Annotated in this window: 9 protein-coding genes and 2 tRNA genes; 6 read left to right on the top strand and 5 right to left on the bottom strand. The window is 37.9% G+C overall.

The annotated features are described in order from the left end of the window. Positions 1-516: 516 nt before the first annotated feature. The 4 genes from msrB (at position 517) to PG901_RS08265 (ending at position 2,108) form a co-directional block, all read left to right on the top strand. On the top strand, positions 517-942 hold the full coding sequence (gene msrB, locus PG901_RS08280) for a peptide-methionine (R)-S-oxide reductase MsrB (RefSeq protein ID WP_201562918.1): 426 nt from the start codon (positions 517-519) through the stop codon (positions 940-942). A gap of 152 nt (positions 943-1,094) precedes the next feature. Next, positions 1,095-1,580, top strand: coding sequence for a glutathione peroxidase (locus PG901_RS08275; protein ID WP_271134172.1), 486 nt, complete (start codon positions 1,095-1,097; stop codon positions 1,578-1,580). A 321-nt stretch (positions 1,581-1,901) separates the two neighbouring features. Continuing rightward, positions 1,902-1,977 (top strand) — tRNA-Val (locus PG901_RS08270). A 54-nt stretch (positions 1,978-2,031) separates the two neighbouring features. Beyond that, positions 2,032-2,108 (top strand) — tRNA-Asp (locus tag PG901_RS08265). Positions 2,109-2,439: 331 nt separating this feature from the next. Here PG901_RS08265 and PG901_RS08260 read toward each other — a convergent pair. From PG901_RS08260 to PG901_RS08240, 5 genes are read right to left on the bottom strand one after another with little or no spacing between them, the layout of a single operon-like run. Further along, positions 2,440-4,878 (bottom strand): GAP1-N1 domain-containing protein, encoded by a 2,439-nt coding sequence (locus PG901_RS08260; RefSeq protein WP_271134171.1) that lies wholly within the window; start codon positions 4,876-4,878, stop codon positions 2,440-2,442. After that, positions 4,871-5,716 carry a hypothetical protein gene (locus tag PG901_RS08255; protein WP_271134170.1) on the bottom strand — a complete coding sequence of 282 codons (846 nt, stop codon included), beginning with the start codon at positions 5,714-5,716 and terminating at the stop codon, positions 4,871-4,873. Before PG901_RS08255 ends, PG901_RS08260 begins: the two co-directional genes overlap by 8 nt. Then, positions 5,709-6,686, bottom strand: a complete 978-nt coding sequence (locus PG901_RS08250; protein WP_271134169.1) for a TRAFAC clade GTPase domain-containing protein — start codon at positions 6,684-6,686, stop codon at positions 5,709-5,711. The genes PG901_RS08255 and PG901_RS08250 overlap by 8 nt, the downstream gene beginning before the upstream one ends. 2 nt (positions 6,687-6,688) lie before the next feature. Continuing rightward, positions 6,689-7,819: a GTPase-associated system all-helical protein GASH gene (locus tag PG901_RS08245; RefSeq protein ID WP_271134168.1), complete on the bottom strand. Its 1,131-nt coding sequence runs from the start codon at positions 7,817-7,819 to the stop codon at positions 6,689-6,691. A 17-nt stretch (positions 7,820-7,836) separates the two neighbouring features. Further along, positions 7,837-9,141: a 5'-methylthioadenosine/S-adenosylhomocysteine nucleosidase family protein gene (locus PG901_RS08240; RefSeq protein WP_271134167.1), complete on the bottom strand. Its 1,305-nt coding sequence runs from the start codon at positions 9,139-9,141 to the stop codon at positions 7,837-7,839. Between the two features lie 383 nt (positions 9,142-9,524). Between PG901_RS08240 and PG901_RS08235 the strand changes: the two genes are divergently transcribed. Both PG901_RS08235 and PG901_RS08230 read left to right on the top strand, forming a co-directional pair. Then, positions 9,525-11,063 carry a site-specific DNA-methyltransferase gene (locus tag PG901_RS08235; RefSeq protein ID WP_100749159.1) on the top strand — a complete coding sequence of 513 codons (1,539 nt, stop codon included), beginning with the start codon at positions 9,525-9,527 and terminating at the stop codon, positions 11,061-11,063. A 3-nt stretch (positions 11,064-11,066) separates the two neighbouring features. Continuing rightward, complete coding sequence (locus tag PG901_RS08230; RefSeq protein WP_271134166.1) at positions 11,067-13,748, top strand: DEAD/DEAH box helicase; 2,682 nt, start codon at positions 11,067-11,069, stop codon at positions 13,746-13,748. Positions 13,749-13,777 lie beyond the last annotated feature (29 nt).

The raw sequence follows: 13,777 nt of genomic DNA, 5'->3' as shown, positions 1-13,777 counted from the left end.
CAATCAAACCTAATGCAAGATATTATTGCAAATGAACTTTGAATGCAAGTATCAAGGTGAATATCCGTAAAATTAATTTCGAAGTTATAAGGTAATGCAAGAATAACTTGCATTTATAAGTTAAATGACTCTTCAAATCCTTTTTTTAAACAAATTTGGTGCTAAATGGTGAGTGAAATAAGAAGTTATTAAACCAGTGCTTATTAAGCCAACACTAATGAAGCGAAAATAATCAAGCGTACGACATACGGGCTCAATAAAATTACAACTTTACTCATTTAGGCGGCAAGATAATTTGTTATATTTTACTTCTCTATCTAAATAATTTTCCCAAGACTTTAAGCTCTCAGCTGGCAAGTTGCGCACCTTTATAATAACTACCTTGAATAGTCAGCTGGTAAGCAGCAGATAAAGGCTATCGTTTTTATAAAAAGAGCGATAACGTTTTGCGAGAAAATGACAAACAACAAACGAGATAGCCACTCATTTCATCCAAATATTCCATAAGGATAAACGATGCAAGACAATCAATTAAGCAAAGAAGAAATCAGCCAGTTGACCGAAGCGGACTGGAAAGAGCGCCTGAGTGCCGATGAGTATCATGTGATGCGTGAGAAGGGCACAGAGCGTCCATTTACTGGCGTTTATAACGACGTCAATGATAAAGGTATCTACCGCTGTAAAGGCTGCGGTGCCAGCTTGTTTGAGTCGGATAGTAAGTTTGATGCCGGTTGCGGCTGGCCAAGCTTCGATCAAGGTATCGATAATGGCGCCATTGATGAACACGTCGATGATTCGCTAGGCATGCGCCGTACGGAAGTCACGTGCAGCAATTGCGGCGCGCATTTGGGTCACGTATTCCCTGATGGACCTCGTGAGACCACTGGCATGCGCTACTGTATCAACTCGTTATCTATCGATTTGGATAAAACTGAAGAATAAATGTCAATATAGCTCGTAGTTTGGCTAAAATTAGTATTTTAGCCAAAGTTAGACTGATAAGAAGGAAGTACGTGGTGCTTCCTTTTTTCTTATAAGCCTGCAAATTTCTTATCAACCTGAAAACAATAAGACAATCAATTTAAGGATGAATGATGAGCACTATTTACGATTTTACCGCTGAGCGCATGGACGGCACCTCGCAAGCCTTTGCTGATTATAAAGGTAAGGTGCTATTAATCGTCAATACCGCCAGTAAATGTGGCTTTACCCCGCAATTTGAAGGGTTAGAGGCGTTGTATCAACAATATAAAGACCAAGGCTTGGTCGTGATTGGTTTCCCTTGTAACCAGTTCGGCGCTCAAGACCCCGGCACTAACGATGAGATTGGTGCGTTTTGCCAAAAGAACTATGGTGTCAGCTTTCCGATGATGGCTAAGGTTGATGTCAATGGCGATGAGGCCCATCCGATTTTTGCATGGCTAAAAAATCAAAAGGGCGGGCTGCTGACAGACGGTATCAAATGGAACTTTACTAAGTTCTTAATTGGGTTAGATGGGCAAGTCATTGACCGTTATGCGCCAACCACCAAGCCTGAAGCGCTTAAATCCGATATTGAGCAAGCGCTAGCAGGGAAATAGCCGATAAGCTGAAAAAATCATTGGTTTTGTATAAAATATAAAACCAATGAAAACAGAGGCTTGCCTGTAAAATTAATAAATTCAGCAAAAATAGTTAAGAAAAGGGCAAATACTGTTTGACAGCCATGTGTAAATCTATATAATACACACCCACAGCAAGGGGCTTTATTGATAAAGCAAGTTGCTGTCGGAAACGCTCATTAAGACGTTTCAAAATTAACCATAGCGTGACAACTATAGTTAATAAAAGCTTTAGAAAATCTTATTTAAATGATTTTCTTTTGCGAAGCTAAAAAGCACTGCTTTTTGATATGCTTCTCAGGGTGATTAGCTCAGTTGGTAGAGCGTCTGCCTTACACGCAGAATGTCGGCGGTTCGAATCCGTCATCACCCACCACTCTTTTAGCGAGTGCGTCCTATTGATAAGGACAAGATGCTAAAAACGACCTAAGCAGCGGTAGTTCAGTTGGTTAGAATACCGGCCTGTCACGCCGGGGGTCGCGGGTTCGAGTCCCGTCCGCTGCGCCATATTTAAAACGAATTTAAACTGTTAAGTTTAAGCAAGTTTCGCCTCAAACATTAGATTGTTTGGGGTTTTTTGTGTCTGGATTTCTCCTTAAAGCCTTTATCCGTAAGGGTTGGTTATTCTGTCTTTATTAATCCCTAAGAAGTAATCTACTCTTTAATAATGTATTCTCTATAAGTCTGCGTGCATGTACTTTACATTTTGAAAATCGGTGACCAAGTGCTCGGTGACCAAACGGTGACCATTTTGTGACCAAAGTTGAGAAATACAGGAGCTTCTATCACTCCAATGATAGAAACTATAATTCGATAAAACAACTCATATAACTTTTGCTTAAAAAAAGGTCTTCAACTCATTTAATTCAGTATTATGTGGATACCTCTCTAGCATGATATCAATTAAAGTAAGTACGCCTCCTTCTATGTTACCTTTTTTTGCTTTTTTAATCGCTTTAGTCCATTGTTTGCCAAGGTTTCCATTGGAGTTTAAATCTTTGAGTTTGCCACCTGCTTTCTCCCACAGCAATTCTAATTCTTCTGAACCATATAAGGAACTGGCTTCGTCAACTAATCTACTGATAAGATAATCATCTGGCAATTCATCAAGTTTCATCTTAGACTTAAATAAATAGGCCCACTTTTGTTTTTTTGGTAACAGACTGTAGCAATATTTCAGAGCATTATTAACAATTTGCTTATTTCCATATAATGTATACAAAGCTTTAGTTATTAATATCCATTTATTTGAGTTTATAAACTCTCCTAAATTTTTACCATACTGTCTCCAGTTGTTGTCAGTATATTGACCTAAAATATTAATTACTTCAGACTCATTCACATGAAAACTCCATCCTATTAATAAATCCATTACCTTGGGCGCTATTTCTGATTTTAGGAACTTCTCCTTTATATTTTCTTGAATGGTTTTATCAGTTACGCTACTGATGCCATTTTCAATGACGTAATGACTTATCGTGTTTATCAGTACCTCTGTATCGGATTTACTTAATTTATCCCAAATAAAACTTTCGTTTAACTGCAATAGTGCTCGCTTAGCAAGATCTTCTTCGAAGCCTTTCTCTGCTAGTAGTCCAATCAGTCCGTATGTCTCATTACCACTGGTAGCATTACGTAAAATAAAGTCTATTCCAGTATTATTGATGATTTTAGAAGGCACTAGTAACTCATTGCGATAACCTTGTGAAAGCAGATATCTATCAAACTCTTTATCTAGTTCTAAATAAGGTAATAATTTTTCTACAAATGCATTTGTATTTTCAATATTCGAAATCAACCTCGTGTCATTGATGACTCTAAAAGTATTTAATAATTCATTTTCACTATATAACTCAGCCAAGTAATCAAAGCCAACTACCTCAGGATGCTCAAAATCTAAGACTTTATTCAGAGCCATTATAGGTTGCTCTAATTTAAATAAGCACCAAGCATATAGTTTTGACCAGTTTTTTGACCTAGCAAACTCTTTCAGTCTCTTGATACCTTTATCGTTAGGCTCATTTTCAAGAGTTAATTCTAAAATACCTTTTTCAATATCTTTTGAGTCTGAAATAACGTCATTCGCTATAGAAGACAAATCTTTACTTAATATGAGTTGTTTAGCCTGTTGAAGCCAGTTAGGTGATAATGTATCAATCCCCTTAGCAACACCTTTTTTTAATGCTTTATACCACCATTTATCCGCTTTATTTATAGCATCGACTATCAACCTATTCTTATCTTCATCTTTCAATAAAGTAAATTTATTTTCGATATAACTCTCTAACGAAAGACATAGTAAGTTATAGTTGTGATTCTTTTTAAATACTATATTTTGTATTTTTTCTACTTCCGTAAAGCTTAAACTTGCTAGATTCTCTGCAAGGTATATGAGTGCTTTGTTTACATATATATCTAACTCACCTTCGGTATCTTCATATGATAAGCTATTTCTAATAAGATTAATTGCAAGAGATACTGAAGGTTCTATGTTAAAATTTTCTATCAACTCCACAGTTCTTGATAACTTTCTTAGCCTTTGTAATGGAGGTTTTTCTATGGCTAATAAGGTGTTCTCTAAGAAATTTTCAAGAATAGTATCCTGATGGTCTAAAAGAAATTTTACCGCTCTATTACTCATAACCTCATTGTTATTGTCGTCAGCACTAATAGCAGTATAGGATTCATTCCATCGAAGCTTATTGGATGCTATAGATGCGACAACATTGAATTCATTATCGCCAGCCATGGTCTGAGAAGGACCCCATTTAACGTTACACACTAGTCTTTTTCTTGCTTCTGGCCATAAACCTTTCCAAAGCTCATTAATAATAGTAGCGAAAGAAGCTAAATCTTCTAGGATTAGGACAGGGTGAGTTGCTAATACTAATGAGTTAAATACATTTTTTAACTGTTCATCCGTCATTTCTGGTAATTTGTCAGAACTCATTATTGATATCAAAATATCTGTCAAATCATTTACTTTTATCGCTTGATTGACAGGTAATAAAGCAACCTTACTGATCACCATTCCCCCTCTGGAAGCTTCATAATCAGAATAAGTACACCATAAGCACCAATAGTTATCATAGACTGCGCATCCGAAAACTGGATACCAGACTACATTTGCTGGCAAATAACCCGCTGGTTTGTCCGTAATGGATAGCAGTTGACTTGGAAGCTGTACTTCGGGATTAGTAGTATGGATAAGTTGATGCCTATTATCTTTAGCACCGTAGGTAGCATAAATGAGAGAGTTTAGATTAAGGTCAGTCATTAAGTAACCATTTGATGGGTAAAGTTAGGTCAGAATTCTTATGATCAATAGTTTCATCTGGCGATATAATCCAGCCTTGAGTCTCTGGACCCTCATTAATGAAACCTTCATCTTTTGATATTTTTGTTAATTCCTTTCCTAATGCCGAAAGCCCCCATATACTTAATTTATCTTTGTCCCAGTTAGAGACCAAATACGAGGCTAACATTGGTAGTCGTTGCTCTAAAATATCATTCGGAGTAGCATTTTCAGTATTTACCTCATCGTAACAAGAAAGCAAAACGGCCACCTTAGGGCTTTCTATTTTATTAGCAATTGGTATTTTCGATAATTGCAATAGAATTTGTAACTTTTCTACCCAGTAAGCATTTGCGTCCCAACCTATAGAGTTAGGTGATTCATGATTTTTTTCTGGTTTTTCGTTATTAGATAATTTTTCAAGAAAATCTGGGAATGTAGGTTCGTTTTCCACCCTAATTATGATAAGCCATTTATTACTATCATCTAATTTATTTCTCCATCTTTCATTCAATGAACGTGTAGAAAAAATAGTATCCCACTGTTCACCCGCGTATTCAGGCCAATTTATATCAAACTCTTTACTATTTTCATCTATCAATGGTAATTTTAGGCTATCCCAAGTCTCAGTTACAGTATGAGCAGAAGCTTTACCTTCGCTCAGTGCTTCAAAAACTTCGCCAAGCATCTCTAGGTTTTCCGGCGTTCCATTTATTTTTAGTGAGCTTTCAGGCTCTCTAAGACGACCATAAAGTTGTCCTGCAAAGTGTGTTTTACCACTGCTTGCTCGACCAATAACCAGTATATTTTTCTTAGGCATAACTTCCTCGGTAGCACATAAATGATGAGTTGTTCACAAGAGGTTCGGAAACAATCATTGGTTGTCTAGATGACTCATAGTCTAATAATAAATCATTTAAAAGATTGGTAACTGAATCTGGATTTTTTATAGTTACTTCATATTGTCTAGCATGAGGAATATTTCTACTAAGTTTAGCGACGATGGCTGATTTGATTGGTTCTGGTATAGGTTTCTCTTCTAACTCATCGGACTTAGTCCAAATTAAGAATGTAGGTTTGTCTGTGGTAAACGGAGCGAGTCGCTCAAGTAACATAAGTAACTCTTTTCGCGCCTTGCCTCTATTTTCTCCTGCCAGTTTATTGCAATCAGCTGTTATGATAAACATGTCTGAGTTCGTAGCCATCCATGGAGCGCCGCCTGCATTCGGATCTTTTGAGTTTAATGACCATGTAGTAAACCATTCGCCAGGCGCATCAGTAAGCAACAAGTCGATTAAATTGCTTTCACTATCTCTTAATGACAAATGTAGTAATCCTGGAACTCTGTCTGACTGTCGAGAAGTGTGAGGCGGGAAAGTAGATTTAGTTGTGTCCAATCTTAAGTAAGACGATAGATTCTCCCATGCTACCAAGCTTTTAGAACCGGCAAATTTATATGTTAATTCCAGTCCTCTACGTATATTATTTAAATAAGCAATCAGTAGCAATGTAGTTTTTCCAGTGTCATGTGAACCGAAAACACCAATAAGACGACTTTCACCTCGTGCTTGAATTCTACTTAAGTCTTGTATTCCTAAGTTATTACCTGACCACCAGATGCCATATTGTTTTAACTCAGAACTTTTCGTATTTTCTTCCAATTCAACTTTAAAGCAGTCACATTCAGTAGGATGATCTTTACCTTCAGCACAAGTTCCTCCGTCGCCGACATAGCAATCTTCTCCCTCTCTAGAACAAACACCACTTACGACTATCTCACTATCGCTCATGTTTATGTCCTTACCTGACGTTCAGCAGATTGTTCTCGAAAAATAGCTTGAGCCAATTTAGGAAGACTAATTTCCGTATCTTTGGAGATATTCAGTTTAGATATAGCGGTATTTGTATCGAAAGAATCATCAGAAAAAGCGTAACTAACGAAGTCCTTCAGTGACCAATTGTCTTTATAACCAATTGTTAGTTGCCCGATAACCTCTTTCGGGACACTATCTTTATTTTGTGAATAAAACTCCCATATTTCTTCTAAAGAAAATTTTTCTTCAATATCTATATTAGGCAAGTCTGCAATCGTTTCAAAGAGTAAATAAGATACGCTTGCTGGTGGCGCATTTTCTATGAGAGACAATAAGTCAATGATCATAAAGATTAAGGCAATTTTAACTTCAAACTCTCTATAGCTTTGATTCAAGGAAGGAGAGTATAAAGCCTTACTCCACCAAATAGTGTCTAACTTTAAATTTTCATTAGACCTAATGTTTTCATTTATAGCTTCTCTATACTGTTCAAATTTTTGATACTGGCTTTGATACTGGCTCTCTCGGGTTATAAAATCTTCAGATAATTTGGTGTACATGGTTTTAACGTCATGGATGTCTTCAAGCTCAGTGCTTAGTTCAAATGTAGGAAGCTTTCTTGGAAATGGTATTTTATGCCCTTTTCCATTCTCTAGAAGATTTAAACTTGAATATTCTTCGCTTTCTTTAGACCATTGTGAAAATACACTTTCAAAGACTTCCTTTTCTTCTGCGAGCTTTTTAAAAGGTAGCATATCAGCAATTGTATTCCACAGTATATAAGCGTACCTTTGATTATCTAATGCTACTTGTTGACAAGCATCTAAAAGCATAGAGCGATAAAGTAAGAACGGGGTGTCTATGTAGATTGATCTTGCTGACTTCCATACTTCTGTAAAATATTCATCTGCAATTTTTATTGCTATATCATCGCTATTAGGCGTTTGGTTTATACTGGTTAATACAAATGCGATAAGCAATGGCTCATCTTCTTTCAATCTTTTTACTAATAAGGTAGTTGCCTCAACCATATTCTCAAAACGCCTATCATCGCCATCTAGCTTTTCAATTAAACCTAAACTATTGACTCCATCCAATACTTTTGACATTTACTTTACTCCAAATTTTATGAGTGATAAGCGTTTAATAAAGATTTTATAGCTATGTGTTGAGGGTTATCTTTTTGAATGATTTGTAAAAGCGCTTTCGGTGTTACCTCTGAGCCTTGGTTTACTTTTTTCCATATGGTATGCCAGCGGGTATATGGGCGTGACTTATTTTCTAAATCACTCAGCTTACCTCCTGCTCTTTCCCATAAGACTTGAGTTTCGTCAAAGTCTGGATACAACTCTGCAAGCAGACGCACTATGTCATCACTGTCCATATTATCGCTTTCAATTTCTGGTAACTTATCTTCTTTACGATTAAATAAAGACTCACTATTCCTTAATAAGAGAATAAGCAACTCAGCTGAAGCACGTGCTGCAAAAGTACGGTAACGATCATCTTTATAAGGATCTGCAAAATCTGACACTCCTTTTGCAAATATAAATGGTATATCGTAGCTATCAGCTGATGCAGCTAACCCACTTCCTTCCATGTCTAGTCCTAGCACTTTTCTCATATAACTTGATAAATTATTAAATATTTGTTCATCTTCAGTAACAGTTGCTCCTGTTGCGATAGGAGCAACATGGACAGAAAAATCTGGTTCTGCTGGTAGTCCTTTCGGGTTGAGTAATAATAAATCTTGAATATGCTCTATACCCGCTTCGGTTAACTTAACTGGTTTCTCGATATAACCTCTTTTTCTAAGTCTCAAGATAACATCGCTCCAATCTGGACACTTTTCATCAAAATCATCTTGTTCAGTTGGTTTCTTATTATCTATTAATTGACTCAATACCCAGCTTTCTTGCGTTTCTAAAGAATACTGAGGCTTTAGTTCCATCCATGCCATACCCTGATTTTTATACAACGTACTTGTACGTTGCATATTTTGAACTATTGTTTCACTTAGTTTGTATTGCAACATATCGCCTTGAAAGACTTCGATACCATTCTCGACAACCCGCTTGCCAGCATCATAAGACCATAGACGATCTGCAAAAATAACATCTCCAAGTTGAGTTTTACCTCTTCTGCCAGCACATATGCCACTCATAGCAAGACATTTAGGGTTTAACTCACTTATTAAGTGTCCAACAACAGCTTGTACACTCTCTCTTCCCATAGATGCTACCCATGTTGCAACTATAGTAATAGTAGTGCCCGAATCGGTTACAAATTCAGCTTTAGAAGCGTTTCTATCACTGACATTAAATTCTTGCCAGTTTTTAGATATTTCATTATTTACTTCAATGAGTTGGTCATATTCATCTTTTAATGCACACATTATCAAAATATCGGTACTAGAGGGGGTTGAGTACATTTTTTATCCTAATTCTAATTTTTAAATCTTTGTAGTTTAACACTACTTTAAAATACTATAGTGTGTTTGTCCGCATTAACATGAGAAGGCGATTTGACAGCAATTGTCATAACAATCAAATATTAATATTTATGAAATATACCAACACCCCACAAAAATTGATAGGTACAGAGCATTTGCATACGACAAACAATGTCGCAACGACTCAAATCAGCCCTGAAAAATATCCAACAATAGCTTAAAGTAGCTCTGCCTAAGATATCATATTACAGGTCGATATCTGGTGAGAGCAAACGGGTTATATGATAAATTACCACTCAGAATATTAAGCACTAAACATGCCAGCCATTTACAGCTGAAAATAAAGAAGGAAGTGAGGCGATATGCCTATATTGAATTGGTTGAATAAAGAGCAAGCGTTGACTACAGCGCGTGACTGTCCGTATCGTTTGGTAGAGCTAGTGCCAGAATTATCGTATGGCGAGTCAGATACTGACAATATGCTAATTCAAGGCGATAACCTTGATGCATTGAAAGCACTCATTCCTACGCATTCAGGAAAGGTAAAGTGCATCTTTATTGACCCACCATATAACACCAAAAGTGCCTTTGAACACTATGACGATAATTTAGAGCACAGCAAATGGCTGTCGATGATCTATCCACGCTTAGAGCTTTTGCATCAACTGTTATCTGAAGATGGCTCAATTTGGATTACACTTGATGATAATGAATCACATTATGCCAAAGTTATTCTAGATGAAATATTTGGACGCAAAAACTTCATATCAAATTGTATTTGGCAGAAAGTATACACAATCAAAAACTCAGCAAAATATTTTTCTGAAATGCATGATCATTGTCTCGTGTATGCTAAATCTAAAGATAAATGGCTTATTAACTCTTTACCAAGAACTGAGAAACAGAATAAAGCTTATAAAAACTATGATAACGACCCTAGAGGTCCTTGGAAAGCTACACCAATCCAAGCTAGAAATTTTTATAGTAGAGGTCTGTATGAAATTAAGTCTCCTTCTGGAAGAGTTATCGATGGCCCACCAAAAGGATCGTACTGGCGCATTTCTGAGGAATCATTTAAAGCTTTGGAACAAGACAATAGAATTTGGTGGGGAAAGAAAGGCGATAATGTTCCAGCACAAAAACGCTTCTTGTCAGAAATTGAAGGAGGTGTGGTGCCATCTACTATTTGGTTCTATGACGAAGCAGGTCACAATGCTGAGTCTAAAAATGAAGTTAGAGCCGTCTTTGAAGGTCTAGAAGATGAGCTATTTATTACACCCAAGCCAGAAAGACTAATACAAAGAATTCTTCATCTAGCTACAAAAGAAGGAGATCTAGTATTAGATTCGTTTTTAGGGTCTGGAACAACGGCTGCTGTAGCTTTGAAGATGAATCGTAAGTTTATAGGTGTAGAACTTGGAGAGCACGCAGAAAACCAATGTGTATACAGACTAAAAAAAGTAGTTGATGGTGAGCAAGGTGGTATTTCAGAAGACGTCAACTGGATAGGTGGTAGTGGCTTTAAGTTTTATCGCTTAGGTGAAGTCATCTTTAATGAAAATGGCTCTTTAAGAGAAGGTATCAGCTTTGATGCGCTGGCTTCCCACATTTGGTATGGCGACACCAGACAAGCGCTACAACAGTCAGCTAAATCACCACTACTTGGCGTGCACAATGGCGTCGCTTACTACCTACTTTATAACGGTATTTTAGGTGATAAACGTCCTGACGGCGGCAACGTACTCACATCGAAAGTGCTGTCAATACTGCCGCCTCACCCTGAAGATCCAGAAAATGGTAAAAAAGTCATCTATGGTGAGAGGAGATGTATGGGAGAAGCTCGATTGAAGAGTGAAAATATTATATTTAAGCAAATACCATACGATGTGAAAGGAAGATAAGCGATGTTTGAATTAAAGAGCTATCAGCAAGGCGCACTTGATGCGCTTACGATTTTTTTTCAGCGTTGCCGTATGGATGGCGATATTGACACAGCATTTCAGCAGACACTACAAGACAACAATTTTGTAGAAACCCCTTATCGTGCTTACTCTTTCGATGATACACCTTATGTCTGTATTCGTATTCCGACAGGTGGCGGCAAGACTGTACTAGGTGCTTATGCGGTCTCTACAGCAGCGACCCATTATCTATCGCAAGATTTCCCCATTGTATTATGGCTAGTACCGACTACTACCATTCAGCAGCAGACCGTTTCAGCGCTCAAGAGCAACCCAGACTATACTGATCATCTAAACCGCGCCTTTGCCAATCAAGTCAGTGTCTACGATATCGCTGATGTCAATCAAATCCGTGCACAGGATATTGGCAACAAAACAATCATAGTCGTCTCTACGATTGCCAATTTGCGAGTAGCTAAGACCTCTGATCGCAAGGTCTATCAGTATCATGAAGATTTTGAACCGCATTTTGCCAAACTGAGTCGTCAACATCCTTTTTATGACAAGCTTGAGACCGTCAGTGAAGATGATGTCTCTGAAAACGGTTTGACCGTCAATGATATTGGTAAGATAAAGTACTCTTTTGCCAACCTATTGGCGCTGTACAACCCTCTAGTCATCGTTGATGAAGCCCATAATGCTAGGACTTCATTAACCTTTGACACTCTGAAGCGTGTGCATCCTGCAGCTATTATCGAATTTACTGCTACTCCTAATACATCAACGACCAATGGTAGCAATATTTTATATCATGTCTCAGCGGCGCAGCTCAAAGCTGAAGAGATGATCAAGCTACCTATCATTTTAACCGAGCATATTAATGGTTGGGAAGAAGCGGTACGTGATGCGATTTTAACACGCGCTAGATTAGCGCTTAAAGCACAAAAAGATATCGACTATATACGTCCTATCGTCCTACTTCAGGCAGAGAATAAGAACGGCAAGGTAACGGTTGAGGTACTCAAAAAGTGTCTAATTGAAGATCATGGCATTACTGAGGATAAAATTGCGGTAGCCACAGGGACACAGCGAGAGCTAGATGGTATTGATCTTTTTGACCCTAACTGTCCTATCGAGTACATCATTACTATAGAAGCTTTAAAAGAAGGCTGGGATTGCTCATTTGCCTACGTATTTTGTTCAGTCAAACAGGTGTCTTCTAGTAAAGATGCTGAGCAGCTATTGGGGCGTGTATTGCGGATGCCTTATGCAAAGCGCCGTGTGATAGAAGACCTAAATAGGGCTTATGCCCATTTGGCCACCACAAGTTTGGCACAGGCAGCAAAGGAGCTAACAGATAAACTTATCTCAATGGGTTTCGAGGAATTGGAGGTAGCCACGTTCCTTCGACAGCAAGATGTCAATCAAGGTGATTTATTTGGTCAGGTAGATAAAGATGACGCTGTAAACTCGAATCCTAAGTTGACACCACCTTCTCTGATGGTTGAGGTGCAGGATACGATAGACACTACCGAGTTATCAGAAGAAGAACGCAGTAGCATTAAAATATCTGAGGTAGATGGTCGCCAAGTAGTTACGGTTAAGGGTAAAGTCTCAGAGCCGTTGAAAAAAGCCATTACCAAAGTGGCCGTTGAAGATAAAAAAGAGATTGAGACTTCAGTTGATAGGCATAACCTCAGTGTACATGCCGCTTTGTCACCAGCAGAGAACGGAGTGAAGTTTGCCCCATTACCAAGATTGTGTGTCATGGTTCAGGGTGAGCTTGAACTGGTTGAGAAAGAGGTATTCTTAGATATATCAGGTTGGAATCTATTAGATTATCCAGCTAAGCTCGACTACCAGCCCACTGAAGAGACGACAAGCTTTCTAGTCGATGTAGAAGGCAAAAAAGTTAAATACAACCTTGCTCATGAGTCACAAACTTTAAATCTAAACCTGGCTAATACCGAAGCAACCCAAGATGAGCTTATAGGCTGGCTAGACCATGAATGTCGTCAAAGTGATGTCACTCAGCGTGAAATGACGAGTTTCTTAACTAAGGTCATCAACCAATTATTGCAAATACCGTCACTGACACTCACTACTCTCATACGTAATAAGTATCCACTTGCTCGTTCTATACAGGAGCTAGTATCTGCATATAGACAGCAAGCAATGACTAAAGGATATCAGCAAACTTTATTCGCAAATGATGCTGACGTGCTTACGACTTACGATTTTAGTTACGAATTTAAAGCAGATAATTATCCAACACGACCACCTTACTATTCAGGTAGTTATGCATTTAACAAACATTATTATCCGCAAATCGAAGACATGAAATCTTCAGGTGAAGAGTTTGATTGTGCTCAGACTATCGATTTATTACCTCAAGTAAAGCATTGGGTGAGAAATCTAGTTAGACGAGGAGAAGCATCGTTTAGCTTGCCACTGGCGCATACCAACTTTTATCCTGACTTTATCGTTGAACTGCAGGATGGTCGTATCTTGGTGGTGGAGTATAAAGGCAAGCCTTACGAAACCAATGATGATTCAGCAGAGAAACGCATGGTAGGCGAACTTTGGGCAAGTCATAGCCAGGGCCAATGCTTATTCTTAATGGCGGTTAAAAAAGATGATAAAGGTCAAGACGTGCGACAACAGATACTTAACGTTATAGGGTAAAGTAGCTTGTAATGCGTTATTGAAGTCAA

The sequence above is a fragment of the Psychrobacter sp. ANT_H3 genome (genome assembly GCF_027919975.1).
Lineage (GTDB): Bacteria > Pseudomonadota > Gammaproteobacteria > Pseudomonadales > Moraxellaceae > Psychrobacter > Psychrobacter maritimus.
Note: the sequence above shows the minus strand (reverse complement) of the source record. Positions and strands in the feature narration are given on the sequence as shown.

Bases quoted from the DNA above. Each gene is read 5' to 3' on its own strand.
- PG901_RS08260 (WP_271134171.1), bottom strand. From the start codon at position 4,878: ATGACTGACCTTAATCTAAACTCTCTCATTTATGCTACCTACGGTGCT.
- PG901_RS08235 (WP_100749159.1), top strand. From the start codon at position 9,525: ATGCCTATATTGAATTGGTTGAATAAAGAGCAAGCGTTGACTACAGCG.
- PG901_RS08240 (WP_271134167.1), bottom strand. From the start codon at position 9,141: ATGTACTCAACCCCCTCTAGTACCGATATTTTGATAATGTGTGCATTA.
- PG901_RS08255 (WP_271134170.1), bottom strand. From the start codon at position 5,716: ATGCCTAAGAAAAATATACTGGTTATTGGTCGAGCAAGCAGTGGTAAA.
- msrB (WP_201562918.1), top strand. From the start codon at position 517: ATGCAAGACAATCAATTAAGCAAAGAAGAAATCAGCCAGTTGACCGAA.
- PG901_RS08245 (WP_271134168.1), bottom strand. From the start codon at position 7,819: ATGTCAAAAGTATTGGATGGAGTCAATAGTTTAGGTTTAATTGAAAAG.
- PG901_RS08230 (WP_271134166.1), top strand. From the start codon at position 11,067: ATGTTTGAATTAAAGAGCTATCAGCAAGGCGCACTTGATGCGCTTACG.
- PG901_RS08275 (WP_271134172.1), top strand. From the start codon at position 1,095: ATGAGCACTATTTACGATTTTACCGCTGAGCGCATGGACGGCACCTCG.
- PG901_RS08250 (WP_271134169.1), bottom strand. From the start codon at position 6,686: ATGAGCGATAGTGAGATAGTCGTAAGTGGTGTTTGTTCTAGAGAGGGA.